The organism is Bosea vestrisii (genome assembly GCF_030144325.1).
Taxonomy (GTDB): Bacteria; Pseudomonadota; Alphaproteobacteria; order Rhizobiales; family Beijerinckiaceae; genus Allobosea; species Allobosea vestrisii_A.
Genome location: NZ_CP126307.1, coordinates 33634 through 57658 on the forward strand (window position 1 = coordinate 33634; position 24025 = coordinate 57658).

The following is a 24025-nucleotide window of genomic DNA, read 5'->3' on the forward strand; positions in this document are numbered from 1 at the left end:
ACCTGAAGCAACAACAAAGGGGAGAGCGATGACAAAGCTGTCGCGACGTCAATTCTGCATGACCGGCCTTGCTTTGGCGGGAGCGGCTTCACTTGTTGGGGTCAGCCCGGCATCCGCCCAGCAGCTCAAAGGCGGCACATTGCGCGTTGCTGTGCTGAGCGAGCTCGCCAATTTTGACCCGCAGCAGCTCTCGACGGTCAATTTCCACGTCATCAAGAACCTCTATGACAGCCTGATCGAGTACACGCCGGAGGGAAAGCCGCTGCCGAGTCTGGCAAGCGCATGGACAATCGCGCCGGACAAGACCTCGGTCAGCCTGACGCTGCGCGACGGCGTCACCTTCCACAGCGGCACACCGTTCAAAGCCGATTCCGTGCTGGCGACGCTGCAGAAGGGCGCCGATCCCAAGCGCGGCAAGAACGTTTTCTCGACCATGTCGATCGTGAAGGACTGGTCGGCGCCGGACGAGCGCACGGTCGTGATCAACTTCAAGGCGCCGGCGCCCGAGCGCCAGATCCTCGACCTCCTGCAGTTCCTGATCCCGATCGAGGCCAAGGGCATCGACACGGTCGAGACCGTGCCGGCCGGCACCGGACCCTATACGCTGGTCAGCCGCGCCGTCGGCCAGGGGCTGACCCTCAAGGCCAATCCGAAATACTGGCGCGAGAAGCAGCCGATCGTGCAGGACCTCGTCTTCACCGTGTTCAGCGAGGATGCTGCCGCCACCGCCGCGTTGGAATCAGGCGCGGTCGACATCGTCTACAACGGCTCCTCGCGCAGCGCCGTCCGGCTGAAGGGTGCCGGCTACCAGGTCTTCGCCGGGCCGGGTCCGCTGGTGCAGGTCTTCCGCATCAACTCGACGCGCGGACCCTTCCGCAACAAGTCGTTTCGACAGGCTTTCAACTATCTGATCGACCGCGCCAGCGTCCTGCGCGTCGGCTATGCCGGGATGGGCAAGGTCGTGGCGCTGCCCTGGGCGCCGGCGAGCCCAGCCTTCGACGAAAATTACACCAAGACTTATGCCTATGACCTTGAAAAGGCAAAGAAGCTGATCACAGCCTCGGGGCTTTCCGCTGACGAGATGAAGGGCTGGAAGCTGCTGGTCAACGGCAGCGACGAGGCCTCCGTCACGATCAGCCAGATCGTACAGGGTTCGCTGCAGAAGATCGGGATTCCGATCGACCTCGATATGCGTCAGGGCGCCGAATACGTCACCGCGCTGCTCGGCGGCGATTTCGCCGCGACTTTCGGCGCGGTCGGCAACATCCAGAAATTCCCGTCGCGGGTCACGACCAATTCGATCTACCGCACCTCCGGCAATCCGATCCTCAAGGATCCGCACCCGCATCCGGACTATGTCGCGGCGATCGCCAAGGTTGATGCCGCGACGGGCGGCGAGGCGGAGGTCAAGGCGGCCTATGACAATCTCAACCGCGTCATGGTCGACGAGGCCTTCGGGATTCCGACGAACTCCTACGATGTCGGCCTGATCGTCGCGTCCGAGAAGATCGGCGGCATCACGCTCGACATCGACAACCTCTTCATCGCCCGCACCATCGGCTTCAAATGATGGGGTGCGACGGGAAACCCCTCCCCCTTGTGGGGAGGGGCAGGGGTGGGGGGCGGAAAGTCGGAGCTATTCCGCCGATGATCGCACCGATCCGGCTATACAATCCTTCCCTCGCCAAGTCGTTTGCCCCCATCCCTATCCCTTCCCCACGAGGGGGAAGGGAAGAGCTCGGGCGATCAGCCTTCTGCGGGGCAATCCGTGACGGAGACGCTGGCGGCCCTGGGAAGCCTGCTGCGCCGGCTGCTCGCCCGGCGCGGCCCGGCTCTCAGCCTGGCCTTCCTCGCTCTGGTCGGGCTGACAGCAACCTTCGCCGGCTTGTTGCCGCTCGATCCGTTGGCCCAGAGCATCGCGGATTCGCTGAAGCCACCCTCGACCGAGAGCTGGTTCGGCACCGACGAACTCGGCCGCGACATCCTCGCCCGCGTCGTCTACGGCGCCCGCACCTCGCTGCTCACCGCTTTCGGCGCCGTCCTGATCGCGGCGCTCATCGGCGTCCCGGTCGGGCTCGTCGCCGGCTTCTATGGCGACTGGCGGGACTCCCTGTTGATGCGCTGTATCGACGTGTTGCTGGCCTTGCCGAACATTCTCTTCGCCATGGCGCTGATCGCCGTGCTCGGTCGGAGCCAGGGCGCGGCGCTGATCGCCGTCGGCATCGCCGGCATTCCGGGTTTCGCGCGCATCGCAAGGGCGCAGGTGATGGCGCTGCGCCAGCTCGATTTCGTCATGGCGGTCTGCAGCTTCGGCGGCCGGCCGGGCTACATCATGCTCAGGACCCTCCTGCCCAACATCCTGAGCCCTCTGGTCGTGCAGGCGATCGTGCTCGCCTCGGTCGCGATCCTGCTCGAGGCGGCGCTCGCCTTCCTCGGTGTCGGCGTGCCGCCGCCGACACCGAGCTGGGGCGAGATGCTGCGCACCGGCAAATCCTATCTCTACGAGGCGCCGAGCTATGCCGTGCTGCCCGGCCTCGTCCTGACGCTGACGATCCTCTCCTTCGACACGATCGGCCGGGCGTTGACGGCGATCCTCGACCGCGACGAGACCGATGCCTCCGGCGTGACGATCGGGGGCCGGCGATGACGGCCTACGTCCTGCGCCGGCTCGCCCAGATGCTGCCAGTGCTGCTGATCGCCTCCTTCGCGATCTTCGCGATGATCTACGCCGTGCCGGGCGGACCGGTCGCTGTCATCGCCGGCGAGAACGCCACGTCCGAGGAGATCGCCGAGGTGACCCGGCGGTTCGGTTTCGACCGGCCGATGATCGTTCAGTACGCCGACTGGCTTGGCCGGGCGCTCACCGGCGATTTCGGCCTGTCGCTGCACAGCCGCCAGTCGGTGCTGCAGCTGATCGGCGAGCGCCTGCCGGCGACGCTGCAGCTCGCGCTATCGGCCATCATCGTCGCGCTCGTCATCGGCATTCCTGTCGCGATCGCCAGCGCGGTCAGGGCGAATTCCTGGCTTGACCGTCTGCTCAGCGGTTGGAGTGCGCTGGCGCTCGGTGTGCCGACCTTCTGGCTCGGCATTCTCCTGATCCTGCTTTTCGCCGTCGAGTTGCGCTGGCTGCCCTCGGCCTCGCGCTATGTGCCGCTCTGGGAGGCACCGCTCGATGCCCTGCGCAGCCTCGTCCTGCCGGCACTCACGCTCGGAGTTTACGTTTCGGGCGTGCTGGGGCGCTTCCTGCGAGCCTCACTGATCGGCGAGGCGCGAGCCGATTATGTCCGCACCGCCCGCGCCAAGGGCGTGCCGGAGAAGCGCATCGTCGGCCTGCACATCATGCGCAACGCACTTTTGCCCTTCGTCACCATCGTCGGGCTGATGATGGCGCACTTCATCGGCGGAGCGGTGGTGACGGAGGCGGTCTTCACCTATCCCGGGCTCGGGCGCCTGCTGATCCAGGCGATCACCACCCGCGATTATCCGCTGATCCAGGGCTGCATCCTGGTGATCTTGATCGCCTATATGCTGATCAACCTCGCGGTCGACATGCTCTACGCCTGGATCGACCCACGGATCGAATACCGATGAGTGCCGCTTCAGCGCGCGGCGGTCGCCAGCTGCGAGCCGAGGCGGGCGGAGATGCCGGCCGCGACCTCGCGCAGCCGCGTTCCCGCCTTCGCCGCCAGCGAATGCGGCATGCGCATCAGCGGCGCCGAGATCGAGAGTGCCGCGACCGGATGGCCGTCCTCGTCGAGGATCGGCGCGCCGATGCACATGGCGCCGTCCTCGTTTTCGCCCATCTCCGTGGCATAGCCGGTCCGTGCCACCTGCCGCAGCTGGCGCTCGATCTCCTCGCGCTCGATCAGCGTGCGACCGGTACGCTCGGTCAACGGCAGGTCGAGCTGGCGACGACGTTCGGCATCGGGCAGGAAGGCGAGGATCGCCTTGCCGAGCGCGGTGGAGTGCATCGGGTGGCTGTCGCCGATACGGGCCTGCATCCTGAGCGAGCGATTGGCCTCGATCAGGTCGATATAGACGATCGTGCCGTTGCCCTTGACCGCGAGATTCACCGTCTCGTTGAACTCGTGCATCAGCTCGACCATCGCCGGACGGGCGAGTTCGCGGATCTTGCTGACGCTGGCGTCGGCGCGCGCGATGGCGCGCAACTGTGGGCCGAGATTGTAGCGGTCCGTGGCGCGGTTGTGGTCGAGGAAGCCGGCGGCGGTCAGCGTCTGCAGATAGCGGAAGGTCGTCGTTTTCGGGATCCGCAATTCCTTGCTGACGGCGGTGAGCGCGATCTCGTGGCCATGGCGCGCGACCAATTCCAGCACTTTCAGCGCTTTCATCACCGGCTGCACGACGTAAGGATTCTCGGTCGTCTTACGCATGGCCGCTCCAATCGCTCGGTGAGGACAAGCCCGCATAGCGAGCGCGAACAAATTCCGCAACACGAAACTCGTGTTCCTTTACGCGAATAGATCGGTCTGGTTTGCTCGACGAAACACCAGCGGAGGCGACGCAATTGGCAGCGAACGGCACCCATCAGGCGGGGACACTGCGCTTTGAGGAATCGGCCCGGCAGATTGCCGAGAATGCGCGCTTCAGTGCGGGCGGCGTGAACAGCAATTTCCGGCTCGGCATGGCGCCGGGACCGCTCGTCTTCGAACGTGGCGAGGGCGCCCATCTCATCGACGTCGATGGCAACCGGATCATCGATTACTACTGCGGCATGGGCGCGACCGTGCTCGGCCACACGCCGGCTCCGGTGCTCGAGGCGGTCAGGAAGCAGGCGGAGAAGGGCATCCTCTTCGCCGGCCAGGCGCCGATCGAGTACGAGGCGGCGAGACTGATCTGCGAGCGCATTCCGTCAGCCGAGCGCCTGCGCTTCGGCTCGTCGGGCTCGGAGGTGGCGCAGGCCGCGATGCGGCTGGCGCGCGCCGCCACGGGCAGGCGCACCATCGTCAAGTTCGAGGGCCATTACCATGGCTGGTTCGACAATATCCTCTGGTCGGCCGCGCCCGGTCTGAATGCGGCTGGACCGGAGGATGCGCCGACCCCGGTAACCGGCAGCAAGGGCCAGGATCCGGCGGCGGGCGAGGGACTCTCCATTCTCGGCTGGAACGATCTGGCAGCGCTGGAAGCCCGCCTCGCCAAGGGCGATGTCGCTGCGGTCCTGATGGAGCCGGCGATGTGCAATCAGGGCGCTATCGCGCCGGCTCCCGGCTATCTCGAAGGCGCACTCGCGGCATGCCGCAAGCACGGCGCGCTTCTTATCTTCGACGAAGTGATCACCGGCTTCCGGCTCGGCCGCGGTGGTGCCCAGGAGCGCTTCGGCGTCACGCCCGATCTCACCATCATGGCGAAAGCGATCGCCAACGGCTTCCCGGTCGCCGCGATCGCCGGCCGGGCCGATCTCGTCGACATGTTCGCCGATGGTGTGTTGCACGGCGGTACGTTCAACGCTCAGCCGATCGCGATGGCGGCGATGGTCGCGACCCAGACAATGCTGACCTCCGAGCACTATGAGCGCAGCTCGGCCCATGGTCAGCGCCTGCAGGACGGCATCCGCGCAATCCTGACCGAGGCGGGAATCAAGGCCCAGGTCGCGGGCTTCCCGCTGATGTTCCATGTCGCCTTCGGGCTCGACACTCCGGCCCGGAACTACCGGGACGTCGCACGGTCAGACAAGGTCGCCTACAGCCGTTTCGCCCATGCATTGCTCAAGCGCGGGGTGCGTGTGCTCGAACGGGGCGCCTGGTTCGTCTCTTCGGAGCATGACGGGGCGGTCGTCGATGCGACGCTCGATGCGGTCCGGGCCGCTGCCGGGGAAATGTAGGCGCCTCATTGTTCAACTCAAGTGCGGCGCCTTGCCCGGTGTTGACAGGAACAATTCCGGCCCGTGGCAGTTGATCTTCCGGTTTGGCCCGTCCCGGGCACTTGGAGGAAACAGGATGCGTAAACGGACATTCATCGCGGCTTTGATCGGTGGCCTGACCTTGTCGGCCCCAGCGTGGGCTTCGCCCGCTCGTGAATCTGCCCCGGCCGGCGAGGCTGCGATTGCCCGTGCGCTCGACGGTCTCGACGTCGCGTTCACGCGCCATACCCGCGAGCACCGCATGATGGAGATTCAGCGGAATATGGAACGGCAGAATCGTGGCCGGGGCTACGGTGGGCGCGGTTATGACCGTGGCTATGGCGGGCGCGGTTATGATCGCGGTTACGACCGTGGACGCGGCTATGGCGACAGGCGCGGCTATGGTGGCGGGAGAGGTTATTATATCCCGCCGGGGGGAAATAATCCCTCTAGCGGCAGCGCCTACCGCTGAAACGCCGAGGTCCGCGAAACAGCATCGGATCGAAGGGCGCATCGCGCTTTTCTGTCCGATGCCTTGCCTACCAGGGCCGGCGCGGGCCGGTGTCGATGTGAATCAGCCCGTTCCAGTAGACCTTGTTGCCGCCTACCTCGGGCAGGTTGCGGGCCCACTCCAGGACGGTGCGCGGCCTGACGCCTGGCACCCGGAAGTCCATTGCCTCGCAGCGCTTGTGATAGGAGCCGCGCCGGGCCCGCCAGGGCGGGCGCCATGTCGAGGTCACCTTCACCGCCCCGTATTTCTCCGCGATCTTGCCGAGAATGCCTTTCAGCACCGGCGGCAGGCAGATGATCGAGGTACCGGGATCAGTCGAGATGCCCGGCTTGTCAGGCTTCTCGTTCGGGTCGAAGGCGGGTTCCTCGCCGACCTGTCCAGGCGTGCGCTGCGGCCATTCCGGCCCTTCGTCGTCATCGGGCTGGGCGAGAGTGGGCGCGGGCCCCGTCGTCGTTGCGAGGCTGGCTTCGACCGGAGGCGCCGGGACGACGACGATCGGTGGCGCGCCCGGCTTGATCTGCAGGTCGAGATCGAAGGGGCGTTCGGGCGGCAGGGGCGCGAGCATCATCTGCTGCGCGAAGACCGGGCTGCCGAAGGCCACGACAGCGGCGCAGGCCACGGCTACCACCACTCTCCGCATTGCGATCATGAGGCGCGGGACGCCGATGGCGGGAAAGCGGCCAGGAGCGCGCGATCACGATGCGTTGTTGGCCTCGGCATTCCCGCAGCGGTGCTCCTGACGCATCGGCAGCGCTTGCCGACGAATCGTGCCGGCGCCGAAGACTGACGTTACGTTCCCGTTTGGCACGCTTCGACGCGCCGCGACAATCGCCTTGCGCCGGACGTGATCGCCCGTGAGAATCGAGGTCGAAACGCCCCGGAATCGTGACACTTTCGCGAGCCGGGTCGACATATGCGGCAAAGACATGGCGATAGCCGCGTTGTGCGGCGCGGCGAACCCTTGCGTGATTCTAAAGCAGGGTCTAATCGACTGGCGAGATTGAGGGCGCCGCCTCGGCGCCAGGTTGAAGCGGGGTGACAGATGCAAGCTCTTCCTGTGCAGTCCCTGCTGTCGGACTACCTGCCTCTGGTGATCTTCATCGGCCTGTCGATCGTGATCGGCCTGGCGCTCCTGATCGCACCCTTCGCCGTCGCCTATTCGAAGCCCGACGCCGAGAAGCTCTCGGCCTATGAGTGCGGCTTCAACGCCTTCGACGACGCGCGCATGAAGTTCGACGTGCGCTTCTACCTCGTCGCCATCCTCTTCATCATCTTTGACCTCGAGGTCGCCTTCCTCTTCCCCTGGGCAGTGGCTTTCGGCGGGCTCGGCTGGTTCGGCTTCTGGTCGATGATGATCTTCCTGGGCGTGCTGACCGTCGGCTTCGTCTATGAATGGCGCAAGGGCGCGCTCGAGTGGGACTGACCATTTGTCGCGCAAGCCTGATACCGTCCTGTCACCGTTCTTACATTCGACGAAAGCTAAAGGTTCGAACTGATGGCCATGACAGCGATCGATCGCGGTGATCCGCTCGTCGCGCCGGCGCCCAGGGGCCTGCTTGGCCCGGACGGCAAGCCGGTCGGCACGCGCGATCCCTTCTTCGTCGAGATCAACAACGAGCTGGCCGACAAGGGCTTTTTGGTCACGGCGACCGACGACCTGATCAACTGGTCCCGCACCGGTTCCTTGATGTGGATGACCTTCGGTCTTGCCTGCTGCGCGGTCGAGATGATGCAGCTCTCCATGCCGCGCTACGATGTCGAGCGTTTCGGCTTCGCGCCGCGCGCCTCTCCGCGCCAGTCGGACGTGATGATCGTCGCCGGCACATTGACCAACAAGATGGCTCCGGCTCTGCGCAAGGTCTACGACCAGATGCCGGAGCCGCGCTACGTCATCTCGATGGGCTCCTGCGCCAATGGCGGCGGCTACTACCATTACAGCTACTCGGTGGTGCGCGGCTGCGACCGTATCGTGCCGATCGACGTCTATGTGCCGGGCTGCCCGCCGACCGCGGAAGCGCTGCTCTATGGCGTGCTGCTGCTGCAGAAGAAGATCCGGCGGACGGGGACGATCGAACGGTGAGCGAGGCTGGCGCCAGCGTGATGCGGCAGTGGCGGGCGCGAGCCACGCCGGAGGGAGCGCTCGCCTATCGTGCGCATCTTTCCGGTTCGGTGTTGCCGCAGCTGCAGGCGCTTGCCGGGTTCCGGGGCGTTGCACTGCTCAACCGCCTGGTTGCCGGCGAGGTCGAGATCACCGTGCAGACCCGTTGGGCGAGCATGGCGGCGATCGAGGCTTTCGCGCAGCCGGATCTGGAAGCTGCAGTGGTCGAGCCGGCGGCAGCGGCCGTGCTGTTGGACTATGATGACGTGGTGACGCATCACCAGGTCATTCTCGAAGGATGATGCGATGAGCGAAGAGCTCGTGACATTGGGCGAAGAGATCAAGGCGGCGCTGCCCGGCGCAGTGACCGACGCTGTCGTCGCCTATGGCGAGCTGACCGTGCTCGCCGAGGCAGCCGAGATCGTGCGGGTTCTCAAGACCCTCTACGACGATTCCCGCTTCCGCTTCGTCAACTTCACCGACATTGCCGGCGCCGATTACCCGCAACGCGAGAAGCGCTTCGAGGTCGTCTACCACCTGCTCTCGCCGCGCCATAACCAGCGCGTGCGCGTCAAGGTTCAGACCGATGAGGCGACCCCAGTCCCCTCGGTGATCGAGGTCTTCCCGGCCGCCAACTGGTACGAGCGCGAAGCCTACGACTTCTACGGCATCCTGTTCTCGAACCACCCCGATCTGCGCCGCATCCTCACCGATTACAGTTTCGAGGGCTATCCGCTGCGCAAGGACTTCCCGCTGACCGGCTTCGTCGAGGTCCGCTATGACGATGAGCAGAAGCGCGTCGTCTACGAGCCGGTGAAGTTGAACCAGGAGTTCCGCAACTTCGACTTCCTCTCGCCTTGGGAAGGGACGGAATACGTTCTGCCAGGCGACGAGAAGGCCAAGGCGGGCTGAGCGATGGGCGAGGGCGACAAACTCTCAGGCGGCTGTCTCTGCGGCTCCGTTCGCTTTACGGCGACGATGGCCAAGCCGGAGATGGACGTCTGCCATTGCGACATGTGTCGCAAATGGAGTGGCGGCGTGCTGATGACCGTGCCGTGCACGGAGGTCGCGGTCGCCGACGAGACGCATCTTGCCGTCTATCCCTCATCCGAATGGGGCGAGCGCGTCTTCTGCCGCAATTGCGGCACCAGCCTGTTCTGGCGCCAGCGCTCGGGCGCAGGCGATGTCGCTGTGGCGTTCCCGAGCCTCGACGACCCCTCCGATCTCGTCTTCGCCGAAGAGATATTCATCGACGAGAAGCCTGGCATCTACGCCTTCGCGGGCGAGCGCCGGCGCAAGACCGGTGAGCAGGTGATCGCGGAGTTCATGGCAAAACAGGCGGCTGATCATGCTTAGATTGGTCAGAAGCGTTGGTATTTTGGTTGCAGTCTCGGTTGTCGGATACGGGGCGACGGAACTGTGGAGAGATTTTTCCAAGGGGCTGACCGAGCACTTCCTTGAGGAGGAAGCCATTTGGAAAATCGACGGTGATATGAATCTCGCTGAATACGAGCCGGACCTATCACGAGCTTGCTCTAAGCGGTTTGGACAGTCCTGGAAGTTCGATCTCAGCGAACGGCAATGTTGCGTCCATTCCAGTAAGGCGGATTGCCGCCTGCTGGTTGAGGGATAGGTTTGAGGTCAATGACCGAACACAACATCCGCAACTTCTCGATCAATTTCGGCCCGCAGCATCCGGCGGCGCACGGCGTGCTGCGCCTGGTGCTGGAACTGGACGGCGAGATCGTCGAGCGCGTCGATCCGCATATCGGCCTGCTGCATCGCGGCACCGAGAAGCTGATCGAGCACAAGACCTATCTCCAGGCGCTGCCTTATTTCGACCGGCTCGACTATGTCGCGCCGATGAACCAGGAGCACGCCTACTCGCTCGCGGTCGAGAAGCTGATGGGCGTGACCGTGCCGCGCCGCGGCCAACTCATTCGCGTGCTCTATTCCGAGATCGGCCGCATCCTCTCGCACATTCTCAACGTCACCACGCAGGCCATGGACGTCGGCGCGCTCACCCCGCCGCTCTGGGGCTTCGAGGAGCGCGAGAAGCTGATGATCTTCTACGAGCGGGCCTGCGGCGCACGCATGCACGCGGCCTATGTCCGGCCGGGCGGCGTCCACCAGGACCTGCCGACCTCGCTGATCCACGACATCGCTGAATGGTGCGACCCGTTCCTCAAGGTCTGCGACGATCTCGAGACCTTGCTCACCGACAACCGGATCTTCAAGCAGCGCAATGTCGATATCGGCGTCGTCGATCTCGAGACCTGCTGGAAATGGGGTTTTTCGGGCGTGATGGTGCGTGGCTCCGGCGCGCCCTGGGACCTGCGCAAATCGCAGCCCTATGAGTGCTACGAGGAGATGGAATTCGACATCCCGGTCGGCAAGAACGGCGACTGCTACGACCGCTACTGCATCCGCATGGAAGAGATGCGCCAGTCGGTGCACATCATGAAGCAATGCTGCGAGAAATTGCTCTCGGCCGATGGCGGCGGCCCGATCTCCTCGCTCGACGGCAAGATGGTGCCGCCCAAGCGCGGCGAGATGAAGCGCTCCATGGAAGCGCTGATCCACCACTTTAAGCTCTACACCGAGGGCTACAAGGTACCCGAGGGCGAGGTCTATGCAGCGGTCGAGGCGCCCAAGGGCGAGTTCGGCGTCTATCTCGTCTCCGACGGCACCAACAAGCCCTATCGTTGCAAGATCAAGGCGCCCGGCTTCGCCCATCTCCAGGCCATGGATTTCATGTGTCGCAAGCACATGCTTGCCGACGTCTCGGCAATCCTCGGCTCTCTCGACATCGTCTTTGGTGAGGTGGACCGCTGATGTCCGTCCGTCGTCTCGCGCCTGATCACGTTCAGCCGGCCTCCTTTGCCTTCACCGCGGCGAACGAGAACTGGGCCGACCAGCAGATTGCCAAATACCCGGCAGGCCGGCAGGCCTCGGCCGTGATTCCGCTTCTGTGGAAGGCGCAGGAGCAGCATCATGGCTGGCTGCCGCGCGCCGCCATCGAGGAGGTTGCCCGCAAGCTCGGCATGGCGCCGATGCGGGTGCTGGAGGTCGCGACCTTCTACACCATGTTCAGCCTGCAGCCGGTCGGCGAGCACTTCATCCAGCTTTGCGGCACGACGCCTTGTGCGTTGCGCGGTGCCGAGGCCTTGAAGAAGGTCTGCGAGGACGTCATCGGCCCGCAATCGACCGTCACCGCCGACGGCAAGCTGTCCTGGCTCGAAGTCGAATGCCTCGGCGCCTGCTGCAACGCCCCGATGGCGCAGATCAATTTCGACTACTACGAGGATCTGACGCCCGAGAATTTCCGCAAGCTGCTCGGCGATCTGCGCGAAGGGCGTCCGACCAAGCCCGGCCCGCAGGTCGACCGCTCCTGCTCGGAGCCGCTCGGCGGCGGCGATACGCTGAAGGATCCGGCCCTGTTCGACGGCTCGGTGATCGGCGCCGGCGACTGGCAGAAGCGCATCATCAGGCAGCGCGAGGACGCGATCAAGATCGCCAGCGAGAAGGCTGCCGCCGAGGCCAAGGCCAAGGCGGAGGTCGAGGTAGCCGCCGCGACCGCCAAGGCTGGCCCGACCGACGTCAAGACCGCGCCGGCTCCCGAGGCTGCCGCTCCCGGCCGCCCGCAGCCGTCCGAGCCGAACCAGCCGGCCAGCGCCGCGCAGGACACGCCGTCCGCGACGAGCAAGGCGATCAAGGACACGCCCGCCAAGGGCACAGCCGCGAAGGCGCCGGCGGCCAAGGCGGTTCCTGCCGCCGAGCCGGCCGTTGCCTTGGCTGAAACCAAGCCACAGCTGCTGACCGCGGCGCGTGGCGGCAAGGGCGACGATCTCGAACTGATCTGGGGCGTCGGTCCCAAGCTCGGCAAGATGCTCAATGAGATGGGCATTTGGCATTTCGACCAGGTCGCTGCCTGGACCCCGGCCGAACTCGCCTGGGTCGATGCAAGGCTGACCGGCTTCAAGGGCCGTGCCGTGCGCGACGACTGGATTTCGCAGGCGACGAAACTCGCGACAGGCTGGCGGCCGGAATCGGCCCTCGGCGACAAGCCGGTGAAGTGAGGCGACGACGATGCTGGCTGATCGCGACCGCATTTTCACCAATCTCTACGGGCTGCACGACCTGTCGCTGAAGGGCGCCATGCAGCGTGGCGCCTGGGACGGCACCAAGTTCCTGCTCGAGCAGGGGCGCGACTGGATCATCGACGAGATGAAGAAGTCGGGCCTGCGCGGGCGTGGCGGCGCCGGCTTCCCGACGGGTCTGAAATGGTCGTTCATGCCCAAGCAGAGCGATGGCCGTCCGCACTACCTCGTCGTCAACGCCGACGAGTCGGAGCCGGGCACCTGCAAGGATCGCGAGATCATGCGCAACGACCCGCATACGCTGGTCGAGGGCTGCCTGATCGCCTCCTTCGCGATGGGCGCGCACGCGGCCTATATCTATATCCGCGGCGAATATGTCCGCGAGCGCGAGGCGCTGCAGCGCGCTGTCGACGAAGCCTATGAGGCGAACCTCATCGGCAAGAACAACAAGCACGGCTATCCCTTTGATCTCTATGTGCATCACGGCGCCGGCGCCTATATCTGCGGCGAAGAGACGGCGCTGCTCGAGAGCCTCGAAGGCAAGAAGGGCATGCCGCGGCTGAAGCCGCCTTTCCCGGCCAATGTCGGCCTCTATGGCTGTCCGACCACCGTCAACAACGTCGAGTCGATCGCGGTCGCGCCGACCATCCTGCGCCGCGGCGCGAGCTGGTTCTCCTCGATCGGCACGCCCAACAATGTCGGCACCAAGTTGTTCTGCGTCTCCGGCCATGTGAACAAGCCCTGCAATGTCGAAGAGGCGATGGGCCTGACCTTCCGCGAGCTAATCGACCGCCATTGCGGCGGCATCCGCGGCGGCTGGGACAACCTCAAGGCGGTCATCCCCGGCGGCTCCTCGGTGCGCATGGTGCCGGCCGAGCAGATCATCGACACACCGATGGATTTCGACTCGCTCTCGAAGCTGAAGTCGGGCCTCGGCACGGCGGCGGTGATCGTGATGGACAAGTCGACCGACATCATCCGCGCCATCGCCCGCATCAGCTATTTCTACAAGCATGAGAGCTGTGGCCAGTGCACACCCTGCCGCGAGGGCACCGGCTGGATGTGGCGCGTCGTCAACCGCATGGCGGAAGGCCGGGCCCAGAAGCGCGAGATCGACATGCTGCTCGACGTCTCCAAGCAGATCGAGGGCCACACCATCTGCGCGCTGGGCGATGCTGCCGCCTGGCCGATCCAGGGTCTGATCAACCATTTCCGTCACGAGATCGAGCAGCGCATCGACGACTATGCCGCCAACCCGCATGGCGAGCCGGTGCGGCTCATGGCGGCGGAGTGAGACCATGACCAAACTCCTCATCGACGGCATCGAGGTCGACGTCCCCGCGGAGTACACCGTGCTCCAGGCCTGCGAGGCCGCCGGCGCCGAGGTGCCGCGCTTCTGCTTCCATGAGCGGCTCTCGATCGCCGGCAACTGCCGCATGTGCCTGGTCGAGGTGAAGGGCGGTCCGCCGAAGCCGCAGGCGTCCTGCGCCATCGGCGTGCGCGATCTGCGGCCCGGCCCGAACGGCGAGCCGCCGGTCGTGCTGACCAGGTCGCCCATGGTCAAGAAGGCGCGCGAAGGGGTGATGGAGTTCCTGCTCATCAACCACCCGCTCGACTGCCCGATCTGCGACCAGGGCGGCGAGTGCGACCTGCAGGACCAGGCGATGGCGTACGGTGTCGACACCTCGCGCTATGCCGAGAACAAGCGCGCCGTCGAGGACAAGTATATCGGCCCGCTGGTCAAGACCTCGATGACGCGCTGCATCCAGTGCACGCGCTGCGTCCGCTTCACCACCGAGGTCGCCGGCGCCTCCGACCTCGGCGCGATCGGTCGCGGCGAGGACATGGAGATCACCACCTATCTCGAGCACGCGATGAGCTCGGAGCTGCAGGGCAATGTCGTCGACCTCTGCCCGGTCGGCGCACTGACTTCCAAGCCCTACCAGAACAAGGCCCGGCCCTGGGAGCTGACCAAGACCGAATCCATCGACGTGATGGACGCGGTCGGCTCGGCGATCCGCGTCGACTCGCGCGGCCGTGAGGTGATGCGCGTGCTGCCGCGCATCAACGAGGCGGTGAACGAGGAGTGGATCTCCGACAAGACCCGGCACATCGCCGACGGACTCCGGACGCAGCGGCTCGACCAGCCCTATATCCGCGAGCACGGACACCTGCGGCCGGCGAGCTGGAGCGAGGCGCTCGCGCTGGTCGCGTGCAAGCTCAAGGCGGCAAAGCCGGAGCGCATCGGCGCCATCGCCGGCGATCTCGCCGCGGTCGAGGAGATGTATGCGCTTAAAAGCCTGATCGCCGGCCTCGGCTCGAGTAATCTCGACTGCCGCCAGGACGGGACCAAGCTCGACCCGGCTTTCGGTCGCGCCAGCTATATTCTCAACGCCGGCATCGCCGGCATCGAGGACGCGACCTCGCTGCTGATCATCGGCTCGAACCCGCGCCGCGAGGCACCAATCGTCAATGCCCGCATCCGCAAGCGCTGGCTGCGCGGCGACTTCAAGGTCTCGCTGATCGGCGAGAAGGTCGATCTGACCTACGCTTATGACTATCTCGGCGCGGGCCCCGACACGCTGGCCGATCTGGTCAAGCGCGCCGGAGCTGCCGGCGAGCGGCCAATGGTGCTGGTCGGGCAGGGGGGCTCACACGCGCCGACGGCGTCGCCGTGCTCTCGCTCGCTGCCAAGGCGGCCGATCTCTTCGGCGCGGTCAAGGACGGCTGGAATGGCTTCGGCGTGCTGCATACGGCCGCTGCTCGCGTCGGCGCCCTCGATCTCGGCTTCGTGCCGCAAGAAGACCAAGAAGGATTGGGCGGTCTCGATGTCGCCGGCATGACGGCAGCAGGCGCGCTCGACGTGCTCTTCCTGCTCGGTGCCGACGAGGTCGAGGTGCCGGCCGGCGCCTTCGTGATCTACCAGGGCAGCCATGGCGACAAGGGCGCCCACCGCGCCGACGTGATCCTGCCGGGCGCCGCCTACACCGAGAAGTCCGGCACCTACGTCAATACCGAGGGGCGGGTGCAGATGGCAGCCCGCGCCACCTTCCCGCCTGGCGACGCCAAGGAAGACTGGGCGATCCTGCGGGCGCTCTCGGCCGCGCTCGGCAAGCCGCTGCCCTTCGATTCGCTCGGCGCGCTGCGCCGTGAACTCTACGCTGCGCATCCGCATTTCGCCGCCGTCGATGCGGTGGCGGAGGGCGATCGCGGCGGCCTGGCGAAGCTGGCCGGGCAGGGCGGTGCGACCGAGAAGGCGGGCTTTGCCCCGGCCGTCAGCGATTTCTACACCACGAACCCCATCGCCCGCGCTTCAGCGGTGATGGCGGAATGCTCGGCGCTGGCCTCCGGCCGCATGCGCCAGGCGGCGGAGTAAGCCTCGATGAACTGGGACCTCGTCCTCGATCTCGCGATCATCGCCGGCAAGAGCCTGCTGCTGCTGGTCTGCCTCCTGGTCTTCATCGCCTTCATCCTGCTCGCCGACCGCAAGATCTGGGCGGCGGTGCAGCTGCGGCGCGGCCCGAACGTTGTCGGCCCGTTCGGCCTGTTCCAGAGCTTCGCCGACCTGCTGAAGTTCGTCTTCAAGGAGCCGATCATCCCCTCCAGCGCCAATAAGGGCGTGTTCCTGCTGGCGCCGCTGATCTCCTGCGTGCTGGCGCTGGCGGCCTGGGCGGTGATCCCGGTGGCGGAAGGCTGGGCGATCGCCGATATCAATGTCGGCGTGCTCTATATCTTCGCGATCTCGTCGCTCGGCGTTTACGGCGTCATCATGGGCGGCTGGGCCTCGAACTCGAAGTATCCGTTCCTCGGCGCGCTGCGCTCGGCGGCCCAGATGGTCTCCTACGAGGTCTCGATCGGCTTCGTGATCATCACCGTCCTGCTCTGCGTCGGCTCGCTCAACCTCTCGGCGATCGTCGAGGCGCAGAACTCGAAGGCCGGCCTGTTCGGCTGGTACTGGCTGCCGCTCTTCCCGATGTTCATCGTCTTCTTCATCTCGGCGCTGGCCGAGACGAACCGCCCGCCCTTCGACCTGCCGGAAGCGGAATCGGAGCTCGTCGCGGGCTTCATGGTCGAGTACTCCTCGACCCCGTATTTGCTGTTCATGCTCGGCGAATACGTGGCGATCATGACCATGTGCTCGCTGACCACGATCCTGTTCCTCGGCGGCTGGCTGCCGCCGTTCCCGGTCGCGCCCTTCACCTGGTTGCCGGGCATATTCTGGTTCGCGCTCAAGATCTGCCTGGTCTTCTTCATGTTCGCGATGGTGAAGGCCTTCGTGCCGCGCTACCGCTATGACCAGCTGATGCGGCTGGGCTGGAAGGTCTTCCTGCCGCTGTCGCTGGCGTCGGTCGTCGTGGTCGCGGCGGTGCTGCAGATTACCGGTTGGGGGCCAACTCCCTGATGGCGCCGCTGGTCATCGTCACGCTGGCCAGCGCGATCGTCGGGATGGGATTGTATGTGTCATTGGTCTGGAGGCTGCGCGGAGGGTATCTGGCAGGCTCCCACATCATCGCCGAGGGTGTGTTCGCCGGCCTGTTTTTTGGCGTGGCAGGGTACAAGACGGCGAGATGGCTCGGTCTAGGCGCAACGGCCGCTGGGGCAGGGTGGTGAGATGAGTACGAATTGGGCTGGGATCATCGGAGCTCTTATCGGCTTCGTCGTCGGCCTGATCGAGTATCGGCTCGTCACGGGCGTTGTGGTTGCGAGCTTACGTCGCACCGACAGCTCGCAGACGCAGGCCGAGAAGGATGATTACGAACGGCGCATCCGCCTGTTGAAGGCGGCGGTGCTGGTGGTTTCGGTGGGCGGGCTGCCCATCGTCGGTTACCTGATCGGCCGGGCATTGTTCGGTTGAGACGAGAGAAGGACGGAAAGATGTCACTCGCGCAGGCTGCCAAGGGACTGCTCCTCAAGGAGTTCGTCGGCGCGTTCGTCCTGTCGATGCGCTATTTCTTCAAGCCGAAGGCGACGCTGAACTATCCCTTCGAGAAGGGCGTCCTCTCGCCGCGCTTTCGGGGCGAGCACGCGCTGCGCCGTTATCCGAACGGCGAGGAGCGCTGCATCGCCTGCAAGCTCTGCGAGGCGATCTGCCCGGCACAGGCGATCACCATCGAGGCTGGCCCGCGCCGCAATGACGGCACCCGCCGCACGACGCGCTACGACATCGACATGACCAAGTGCATCTATTGCGGCTTCTGCCAGGAGGCCTGCCCGGTCGATGCCATCGTCGAGGGCCCGAATTTCGAGTTCGCGACCGAGACCCGCGAGGAGCTGTTCTACGACAAGGACAAGCTGCTCGAGAACGGTGCGCGCTGGGAACGCGAAATCGCGCGCAATATCGCGATGGATGCGCCCTATCGCTAAGGACGGCGGCCCGTCGCGCGGTTGTCGCGCTAGGCGGGCCTGACTATAGACGCTCCAAACTGCGGCGGGTTCACGACTCGCCGCGTGATGAAAACGAGGGCCGCCTGCAAGGGCGGAAAGGCTGGCGAGATGAATGCCGCAGCGGCTTTCTTCTATCTCTTCTCAGGCGTCACCATCGCCTCGGCGCTGATGGTGATTTCGGCGCGCAACCCGGTCCATTCGGTGTTGTTCCTGATCCTCGCCTTCGTCAACGCGGCGGGCCTGTTCCTGCTGCTCGGGGCCGAGTTCCTGGCGATGCTCCTGATCGTCGTCTATGTCGGCGCCGTCGCCGTGCTCTTCCTCTTCGTGGTGATGATGCTCGACGTCGACTTCGCCGAGCTGCGCCAGGGCTTCCTGCAATACCTGCCGATTGGCGGCCTGATCGGATTGATCTTCGCGGTCGAGTTGCTGCTCGTCGTCGGTGCCTGGGTTATCGATCCGCAGATCGCGCGGGCGCCGGTCGCGGCGATCCCCACTGGCGTCACCAACACGGCGGCGCTGGGGCAGGTACTCTATACCAAGTACGTCTACTACTTCCAGGCGGCCGGGCTCGTGCTGCTCGTCGCGATGATCGGCGCGATCGTGCTGACCCTGCGCGACCGGAAGGGCATCAAGCGCCAGGATATCCCAACCCAGAACGCTCGCACCAAGGCGGCGGCGATGGATGTGAAGCAGGTGCCGTCGCGCGCCGGCGTTCCCGAGGAGATGGCGTGATGATCGGGCTCGGACACTATCTCGCGGTCGGCGCGATCCTCTTCACGCTCGGCGTGCTCGGCATCTTCATCAACCGCAAGAACGTCATCGTCATCCTGATGTCGATCGAGCTGATCCTGCTCTCGGTCAACATCAACTTCGTCGCCTTCTCGAGCTTCCTGAACGACATCGTCGGCCAGGTCTTCGCTCTGCTGGTGCTGACCGTTGCTGCCGCCGAGGCTGCGATCGGGCTCGCCATTCTCGTCGTCTACTTCCGCAACCGCGGCACGATCGCGGTGGAAGACATCAACATGATGAAAGGCTGAGCGCCCACCGGCGCCCGTAACCTGCCATGTATCAAGCGATTGTCTTCCTCCCTCTGATTGGCTTCTTCATCGCCGGCATTTTCGGCCGGCTGATCGGCGCCCGCGCCTCGGAGATCGTCACCACAACGCTGCTGCTGGTTTCGGCGGTGCTGTCCTGGATCGCCCTGTTTCAGGTCGGATTCGGCTCCGGCACCACCCGCGTCCAGGTCGCGACCTGGCTGGCATCGGCGGACCTGCGCGTCGACTGGGCCTTCCGCATCGACACGTTGACCGCGGTGATGCTGGTCGTCGTCAACACCGTCTCCTCGCTCGTGCACCTCTATTCGATCGGGTACATGCACGAGGATCCCTCGCGGCCGCGTTTCTTCGCCTATCTCTCGCTGTTCACCTTCGCCATGCTGATGCTGGTGACGGCCGACAACCTCGTGCAGATGTTCTTCGGCTGGGAAGGTGTCGGTCTCGCCTCCTATCTGCTGATCGGCTTCTGGTACCAGAAGCCCTCGGCCAACGCCGCGGCGATCAAGGCCTTCGTCGTCAACCGCGTCGGCGATTTCGGCTTCCTGCTCGGCATCTTCCTGGTTTTCGTGCTGACCGGATCGGTCGCCCTCGATAGCATCTTCCCGCAGATCGCCGGTCTCACGGAGCGCACCTTCCGCTTCCTTGGCTATGACTGGAACGCGCTGACGCTGACCTGCCTGCTGCTGTTCATGGGCGCCATGGGCAAGTCGGCGCAGTTCATGCTGCACACCTGGCTGCCTGACGCGATGGAGGGCCCGACCCCGGTCTCGGCGCTGATCCACGCCGCGACCATGGTCACCGCCGGCGTCTTCATGGTGGCGCGCCTGTCGCCGATCTTCGAATACGCGCCGGTCGCGCTGACCGTTGTCGTCGTCATCGGCGCCACCACCGCCTTCTTCGCCGCGACCGTCGGCCTGGTGCAGAACGACATCAAGCGCGTCATCGCCTATTCGACCTGCTCGCAGCTCGGCTACATGTTCGTGGCGATGGGGGTCGGTGCCTACTCGGCCGGCATCTTCCATCTGTTCACCCACGCCTTCTTCAAGGCACTATTGTTCTTGGGCGCCGGCTCGGTCATCCACGCGATGCACCACGAGCAGGACATGCGGAACATGGGTGGCCTCAGGAAGCACATCCCGTGGACCGCGGCCGCCATGACGATCGGCACGCTGGCGCTGACCGGCGTCGGCATTCCCGGGACCGTGTTCGGCTTCGCCGGCTTCTTCTCAAAGGACGCGATCATCGAGAGCGCCTATGCCTCGATCGGACATGGTGGCTTTGCCAGCTCCTATGCCTTCGTGCTGCTGGTCGTCGCCGCGCTGATGACGTCGTTCTACTCCTGGCGGCTCTATTTCATGACCTTCGAGGGCAAGCCACGTTGGGCTGGTCACGGTCATGACGCGCACGGCCACGACGATCATGCGCACGGCGCCCATGGTCACCACGACGACCATGCTCATGGCCACGACGATCACGGGCACGGTCATCACGACCACAAGCCGCACGAGAGCCCGCTCGTCATGCTGATCCCGCTCGCCGTGCTCTCGCTCGGTGCGGTTGCTGCCGGCTTTGCCTTCAAGGAGGCCTTCATCGGCCACGACTACGAGCACTTCTGGAAGACGGCGCTGTTCACCGGCAAGGACAATCACATCCTCCACGCCATGCACGAAGTGCCGAAATGGGTCGTCGCCTCGCCCTTCGTCGCGATGCTGATCGGCTTCGCTCTGGCCTGGTACATGTACATGCGTCGGCCGGATATCCCGGGCAAGCTCGCCGCCGCCAACCCGGTGCTCTACAAGTTCCTGCTCAACAAGTGGTATTTCGACGAGATCTACGACTTCCTGTTTGTGAAGCCGGCGATGTGGCTCGGCCGCTTCCTTTGGAAGAAGGGCGACGGCCTCGTCATCGACGGCTTGGGACCGGACGGCGTCTCTGCACGGGTCGTCGACGTGACCAACCGGGTCGTGCGGCTGCAGACCGGTTATGTCTACCACTATGCCTTCGCCATGCTGATCGGCGTCGCCGGTCTGGTGACCTGGTACCTCATGGCCCGTGGGTGAGATGATGTTCGGCTTCGGTATCCTCGCTGGTCTCCTGGTTCTGCCGCTGGTCGGCGCCGCCTTCATCCTGACGCTCCGCGGCGATGAGGACTCGGTCAATTCGAACGCCCGCTGGGCGGCGTTCTTCTTCACGGTTGGGACGTTCGTCCTGGCCTGTGTCGCCTGGTATCAGTTCGACCCGGCCAATCCCGGGTTCCAGATGGTCGAGACCCACGCCTGGGTCTCCGACATCATCAAGTTCAAGCTCGGCGTCGACGGCTTCTCCTTCCCATTCGTGGTCCTGACGGCCTTCCTGATGCCGTTTTGCATCCTGGCGTCCTGGACCTCGGTCGAGAAGCGGGTGCGCGAATACATGGTCGCGTTCCTGATCCTCGAGGCGCTGATGATCGGCGTCTTCGTCGCCCTCGACCTCGTGCTGTTCTACCTGCTCTTTGAAGCCGGCCTGATCCCGATGTTCTTGATCATCGGCATCTGGGGTGGCAAGCGCCGGGTCTACGCGTCGTACAAGTTCTTCCTCTACACGCTGCTCGGCTCGGTGCTGATGCTGCTCGCCATCATGGCGATGTACTGGAACGCCGGCACCACCGACATTCCGACGCTGCTCAAGCACCACTTCCCGGTCTCGATGCAGCCCTGGCTCTGGCTCGCCTTCTTCGCCTCCTTCGCGGTGAAGATGCCGATGTGGCCGGTCCACACCTGGCTGCCCGATGCGCACGTCGAGGCCCCGACCGCCGGCTCCGTCATCCTGGCGGCGATCCTCCTGAAGATGGGCGGGTACGGCTTCATCCGCTTCTCGATCCCGATGTTCCCGGACGCCTCGGCGATGTTCGCGCCGCTGGTCTACGCGCTCTCCGTGATCGCCATCGTCTACACCTCGCTGGTGGCGCTGATGCAGGAGGACATCAAGAAGCTGATCGCCTACTCCTCGGTGGCGCATATGGGCTTCGTCACCATGGGCCTGTTCACGCTGACGCCGCAGGGCATCCAGGGCGCGATGTTCCAGATGGTCAGCCACGGGCTGGTCTCAGGCGCGCTCTTCCTCTGTGTCGGCGTGATCTACGACCGCATGCACACCCGCGAGATCGCCGCCTATGGCGGGCTGGTGAACCGCATGCCGCTCTATGCGGTGGTGTTCATGATCTTCACCATGGCCAATGTCGGCCTGCCGGGCACCGCAGGGTTCGTTGGCGAGTTCCTGACGCTGATGGGCGCCTTCAAGGCCAATCCCTGGGTGGCGTTCATCGCGACCTTCGGCGTGATCCTGTCGGCCGGCTATGCGCTCTGGCTCTATCGCCGCGTCGTCTTCGGCGAACTGGTGAAGCCCGAGCTGAAGGACATCACCGATCTCAACGCGCGCGAGATCGCGATCTTCGTGCCACTCGTCCTGCTGACGATCTGGTACGGCATCGCCCCCGGCACGATCCTCGACGCCTTCGCGGCGCCGACCGAAGCCCTCATCAAGAACTATCAGGCCGCCATCACCGCCGCGAAAACGGCGATGCTGGCTGTCCAGTAAGGCTGCCCCGATGACCTTGCCCGCTCTTGGCCCCGCGCTTCCGGAAATCGTGCTGGCGCTCGGCGCCATTGCCATGGTGCTCTACGGGGCAATCCAGGGCGAGCGCTCGACGCGCACGCTCGAGATCGCCGCGCTCGCTCTTTTCGCGCTGGCGCTGGTGCTCGTCCTGCGCGGCGAGGGCAAGGTCGTCACCTTCAACGGCGCCTTCATCGCCGACGGCTTCGCCCGCTTCATGAAGGTGCTGACGCTGATCGGCGCTGCAGCGGCGATCGTGCTCTCGGCCGATTTCCTGCGCCGCGACGGCGCCATGCGCTTCGAGTTCCCGATCCTCGTCGTTCTCGCCACCGTCGGCATGATGATGATGATCTCGGCCAACGACCTGATCGGGCTCTATGTCGGCCTGGAATTGCAATCGCTTGCGCTGTACGTGGTCGCCGCCTTCGACCGCGACAATCCGCGCTCGACCGAGGCCGGCCTGAAGTACTTCGTCCTTGGTGCGCTCTCCTCGGGCATGCTGCTTTACGGTTCGTCGCTGGTCTACGGGTTCACCGGCACGGTGAGCTATGCCGGCATTGCCGAGGCGGTGAAGGGCGGCCATCCCGGCATCGGCCTGATCATCGGCCTCGTCTTCGTCGCCGCCGGCGTCGCCTTCAAGATCTCGGCCGTGCCGTTCCATATGTGGACGCCGGACGTCTATGAAGGCGCCCCGACCCCGGTCGCGGCCTTCTTCGCCTCGGCGCCGAAGATGGCGGCAATGGCGATGACCGTGCGCATCTTCGTCGGCGCCTTCCCGGGCGCGCTGCACGACTGGCAGCAGATCATCGTCTTCATGGCGATCGCCTCGATGGCGCTCGGCGCCTTCGCCGCGATCGGCCAGAGCAACATCAAGCGCCTGCTCGCCTATTCCTCGATCGCCAATATGGGCTACGCGCTCGTCGGCCTCGCCGCCGGCTCAGCCGCAGGCGTCCAGGGCGTGATGACCTATATGGCGATCTATCTCGCCACCACGCTCGCCGCCTTCGCCTGCGTGTTGATGATGAACCGGGGCGGCAAGCCGGTCGAAGAGATAGGCGAGCTCGCCGGCCTGTCCCGCACCAATGGCTGGATGGCGTTTGCGATGTCGATGATGATGTTCTCGCTCGCCGGCATCCCGCCGCTCGCCGGCTTCTGGGCGAAGTGGTACGTCTTCCTCGCCGCGATCGAGGCCAAGCTCTACGTGCTCGCCGTCGTCGGCGTCGTCACCAGCGTCGTCGGCGCCTACTACTACCTGCGCATCGTCAAGGTGATCTATTTCGACGACGCCAAGCCGGCTTTCGACAAGGGCGATGCCGGCGTGCGCGCTGTGCTGCTGATCTCGGCGGTTTTCGTGCTGGTGCTGTCCTTGCTGCCCGCCCCGCTGTTCGACTCTGCCGCGGCGGCGGCGAAATCGCTGTTCTGAGCGCC

24 protein-coding genes and 1 pseudogene are annotated in these 24025 nt (G+C 65.1%); 23 read left to right on the top strand and 2 right to left on the bottom strand.

The annotated features are described in order from the left end of the window. Window positions 1-28: 28 nt before the first annotated feature. The 3 genes from QO058_RS00145 to QO058_RS00155 all read left to right on the top strand — a co-directional run bounded on the left by QO058_RS00145 (window position 29) and on the right by QO058_RS00155 (window position 3591). Window positions 29-1570, top strand: coding sequence for an ABC transporter substrate-binding protein (locus tag QO058_RS00145; RefSeq protein WP_284169755.1), 1542 nt, complete (start codon window positions 29-31; stop codon window positions 1568-1570). A gap of 198 nt (window positions 1571-1768) precedes the next feature. Then, a complete protein-coding gene (locus QO058_RS00150) occupies window positions 1769-2647 on the top strand; it encodes an ABC transporter permease (RefSeq protein ID WP_284169756.1) in 879 nt (292 codons plus the stop codon). Then, the gene (locus QO058_RS00155) at window positions 2644-3591 is read left to right on the top strand and encodes an ABC transporter permease (protein ID WP_284169757.1); all 948 of its coding nucleotides are present in this window, start codon (window positions 2644-2646) and stop codon (window positions 3589-3591) included. The genes QO058_RS00150 and QO058_RS00155 overlap by 4 nt, the downstream gene beginning before the upstream one ends. Window positions 3592-3599: 8 nt before the next feature. Here QO058_RS00155 and QO058_RS00160 read toward each other — a convergent pair whose 3' ends face one another. Further along, complete coding sequence (locus QO058_RS00160) at window positions 3600-4391, bottom strand: IclR family transcriptional regulator (RefSeq protein WP_284169758.1); 792 nt, start codon at window positions 4389-4391, stop codon at window positions 3600-3602. 134 nt (window positions 4392-4525) lie between these two features. Between QO058_RS00160 and QO058_RS00165 the strand changes: the two genes are divergently transcribed. Continuing rightward, complete coding sequence (locus QO058_RS00165; protein ID WP_284169759.1) at window positions 4526-5839, top strand: aspartate aminotransferase family protein; 1314 nt, start codon at window positions 4526-4528, stop codon at window positions 5837-5839. A 115-nt stretch (window positions 5840-5954) separates the two neighbouring features. Further along, window positions 5955-6329 carry a hypothetical protein gene (locus tag QO058_RS00170; RefSeq protein ID WP_284169760.1) on the top strand — a complete coding sequence of 125 codons (375 nt, stop codon included), beginning with the start codon at window positions 5955-5957 and terminating at the stop codon, window positions 6327-6329. 67 nt (window positions 6330-6396) lie between these two features. On the opposite strand, the gene QO058_RS00175 is transcribed toward QO058_RS00170, so the two are convergent. Continuing rightward, window positions 6397-6987 (bottom strand): YcbK family protein, encoded by a 591-nt coding sequence (locus tag QO058_RS00175; protein ID WP_284169761.1) that lies wholly within the window; start codon window positions 6985-6987, stop codon window positions 6397-6399. Window positions 6988-7425: 438 nt separating this feature from the next. Here QO058_RS00175 and QO058_RS00180 point away from each other — a divergent pair, with 438 nt between their 5' ends. The 18 genes and pseudogenes from QO058_RS00180 to nuoN all read left to right on the top strand — a co-directional run bounded on the left by QO058_RS00180 (window position 7426) and on the right by nuoN (window position 24020). Next, complete coding sequence (locus QO058_RS00180) at window positions 7426-7791, top strand: NADH-quinone oxidoreductase subunit A (RefSeq protein WP_126116101.1); 366 nt, start codon at window positions 7426-7428, stop codon at window positions 7789-7791. Between the two features lie 78 nt (window positions 7792-7869). Then, window positions 7870-8448, top strand: a complete 579-nt coding sequence (locus tag QO058_RS00185; protein ID WP_126111765.1) for a NuoB/complex I 20 kDa subunit family protein — start codon at window positions 7870-7872, stop codon at window positions 8446-8448. After that, window positions 8445-8768 carry a hypothetical protein gene (locus QO058_RS00190; protein WP_284169762.1) on the top strand — a complete coding sequence of 108 codons (324 nt, stop codon included), beginning with the start codon at window positions 8445-8447 and terminating at the stop codon, window positions 8766-8768. Before QO058_RS00185 ends, QO058_RS00190 begins: the two co-directional genes overlap by 4 nt. A gap of 4 nt (window positions 8769-8772) precedes the next feature. Further along, complete coding sequence (locus QO058_RS00195) at window positions 8773-9378, top strand: NADH-quinone oxidoreductase subunit C (RefSeq protein ID WP_284169763.1); 606 nt, start codon at window positions 8773-8775, stop codon at window positions 9376-9378. A 3-nt stretch (window positions 9379-9381) separates the two neighbouring features. Next, window positions 9382-9822, top strand: a complete 441-nt coding sequence (locus tag QO058_RS00200; protein ID WP_284169764.1) for a GFA family protein — start codon at window positions 9382-9384, stop codon at window positions 9820-9822. Between the two features lie 288 nt (window positions 9823-10110). Continuing rightward, a complete protein-coding gene (locus tag QO058_RS00205) occupies window positions 10111-11301 on the top strand; it encodes an NADH-quinone oxidoreductase subunit D (protein ID WP_284169765.1) in 1191 nt (396 codons plus the stop codon). Then, a complete protein-coding gene (gene nuoE / locus QO058_RS00210; protein WP_284169766.1) occupies window positions 11301-12545 on the top strand; it encodes an NADH-quinone oxidoreductase subunit NuoE in 1245 nt (414 codons plus the stop codon). The genes QO058_RS00205 and nuoE overlap by 1 nt, the downstream gene beginning before the upstream one ends. 10 nt (window positions 12546-12555) lie before the next feature. Further along, window positions 12556-13860 carry an NADH-quinone oxidoreductase subunit NuoF gene (nuoF, locus tag QO058_RS00215; protein ID WP_092154251.1) on the top strand — a complete coding sequence of 435 codons (1305 nt, stop codon included), beginning with the start codon at window positions 12556-12558 and terminating at the stop codon, window positions 13858-13860. Between the two features lie 4 nt (window positions 13861-13864). After that, window positions 13865-15942 (top strand): annotated as a pseudogene (gene nuoG / locus QO058_RS00220) (NADH-quinone oxidoreductase subunit NuoG). Window positions 15943-15948: 6 nt separating this feature from the next. Continuing rightward, window positions 15949-16968, top strand: a complete 1020-nt coding sequence (nuoH, locus tag QO058_RS00225; protein ID WP_284169767.1) for an NADH-quinone oxidoreductase subunit NuoH — start codon at window positions 15949-15951, stop codon at window positions 16966-16968. Beyond that, window positions 16968-17177 carry a hypothetical protein gene (locus QO058_RS00230; protein WP_284169768.1) on the top strand — a complete coding sequence of 70 codons (210 nt, stop codon included), beginning with the start codon at window positions 16968-16970 and terminating at the stop codon, window positions 17175-17177. Before nuoH ends, QO058_RS00230 begins: the two co-directional genes overlap by 1 nt. A gap of 1 nt (window position 17178) precedes the next feature. Then, entirely contained in the window at window positions 17179-17421 is a 243-nt protein-coding gene (locus QO058_RS00235; protein ID WP_284169769.1) for a hypothetical protein, read from the top strand. Between the two features lie 20 nt (window positions 17422-17441). Next, a complete protein-coding gene (gene nuoI / locus QO058_RS00240) occupies window positions 17442-17930 on the top strand; it encodes an NADH-quinone oxidoreductase subunit NuoI (protein WP_126111743.1) in 489 nt (162 codons plus the stop codon). A 129-nt stretch (window positions 17931-18059) separates the two neighbouring features. Further along, the gene (locus QO058_RS00245; protein ID WP_284169770.1) at window positions 18060-18683 is read left to right on the top strand and encodes an NADH-quinone oxidoreductase subunit J; all 624 of its coding nucleotides are present in this window, start codon (window positions 18060-18062) and stop codon (window positions 18681-18683) included. Further along, window positions 18680-18988: an NADH-quinone oxidoreductase subunit NuoK gene (nuoK, locus tag QO058_RS00250; RefSeq protein WP_110491227.1), complete on the top strand. Its 309-nt coding sequence runs from the start codon at window positions 18680-18682 to the stop codon at window positions 18986-18988. Before QO058_RS00245 ends, nuoK begins: the two co-directional genes overlap by 4 nt. Window positions 18989-19014: 26 nt before the next feature. Then, entirely contained in the window at window positions 19015-21066 is a 2052-nt protein-coding gene (gene nuoL / locus QO058_RS00255; protein ID WP_284169771.1) for an NADH-quinone oxidoreductase subunit L, read from the top strand. A 4-nt stretch (window positions 21067-21070) separates the two neighbouring features. Further along, complete coding sequence (locus tag QO058_RS00260) at window positions 21071-22582, top strand: NADH-quinone oxidoreductase subunit M (RefSeq protein ID WP_284169772.1); 1512 nt, start codon at window positions 21071-21073, stop codon at window positions 22580-22582. 10 nt (window positions 22583-22592) lie between these two features. Continuing rightward, window positions 22593-24020, top strand: coding sequence for an NADH-quinone oxidoreductase subunit NuoN (gene nuoN / locus QO058_RS00265; RefSeq protein ID WP_284169773.1), 1428 nt, complete (start codon window positions 22593-22595; stop codon window positions 24018-24020). Window positions 24021-24025 lie beyond the last annotated feature (5 nt).

Bases quoted from the DNA above. Each gene is read 5' to 3' on its own strand.
- QO058_RS00235 (WP_284169769.1), top strand. From the start codon at position 17,179: ATGAGTACGAATTGGGCTGGGATCATCGGAGCTCTTATCGGCTTCGTC.
- QO058_RS00155 (WP_284169757.1), top strand. From the start codon at position 2,644: ATGACGGCCTACGTCCTGCGCCGGCTCGCCCAGATGCTGCCAGTGCTG.
- QO058_RS00205 (WP_284169765.1), top strand. From the start codon at position 10,111: ATGACCGAACACAACATCCGCAACTTCTCGATCAATTTCGGCCCGCAG.
- QO058_RS00145 (WP_284169755.1), top strand. From the start codon at position 29: ATGACAAAGCTGTCGCGACGTCAATTCTGCATGACCGGCCTTGCTTTG.
- QO058_RS00160 (WP_284169758.1), bottom strand. From the start codon at position 4,391: ATGCGTAAGACGACCGAGAATCCTTACGTCGTGCAGCCGGTGATGAAA.
- nuoH (WP_284169767.1), top strand. From the start codon at position 15,949: ATGAACTGGGACCTCGTCCTCGATCTCGCGATCATCGCCGGCAAGAGC.
- QO058_RS00230 (WP_284169768.1), top strand. From the start codon at position 16,968: ATGGCGCCGCTGGTCATCGTCACGCTGGCCAGCGCGATCGTCGGGATG.
- QO058_RS00200 (WP_284169764.1), top strand. From the start codon at position 9,382: ATGGGCGAGGGCGACAAACTCTCAGGCGGCTGTCTCTGCGGCTCCGTT.
- nuoN (WP_284169773.1), top strand. From the start codon at position 22,593: ATGACCTTGCCCGCTCTTGGCCCCGCGCTTCCGGAAATCGTGCTGGCG.
- nuoI (WP_126111743.1), top strand. From the start codon at position 17,442: ATGTCACTCGCGCAGGCTGCCAAGGGACTGCTCCTCAAGGAGTTCGTC.
- QO058_RS00195 (WP_284169763.1), top strand. From the start codon at position 8,773: ATGAGCGAAGAGCTCGTGACATTGGGCGAAGAGATCAAGGCGGCGCTG.
- QO058_RS00170 (WP_284169760.1), top strand. From the start codon at position 5,955: ATGCGTAAACGGACATTCATCGCGGCTTTGATCGGTGGCCTGACCTTG.
- nuoE (WP_284169766.1), top strand. From the start codon at position 11,301: ATGTCCGTCCGTCGTCTCGCGCCTGATCACGTTCAGCCGGCCTCCTTT.
- nuoF (WP_092154251.1), top strand. From the start codon at position 12,556: ATGCTGGCTGATCGCGACCGCATTTTCACCAATCTCTACGGGCTGCAC.
- QO058_RS00260 (WP_284169772.1), top strand. From the start codon at position 21,071: ATGTTCGGCTTCGGTATCCTCGCTGGTCTCCTGGTTCTGCCGCTGGTC.
- QO058_RS00185 (WP_126111765.1), top strand. From the start codon at position 7,870: ATGACAGCGATCGATCGCGGTGATCCGCTCGTCGCGCCGGCGCCCAGG.
- nuoL (WP_284169771.1), top strand. From the start codon at position 19,015: ATGTATCAAGCGATTGTCTTCCTCCCTCTGATTGGCTTCTTCATCGCC.
- QO058_RS00245 (WP_284169770.1), top strand. From the start codon at position 18,060: ATGAATGCCGCAGCGGCTTTCTTCTATCTCTTCTCAGGCGTCACCATC.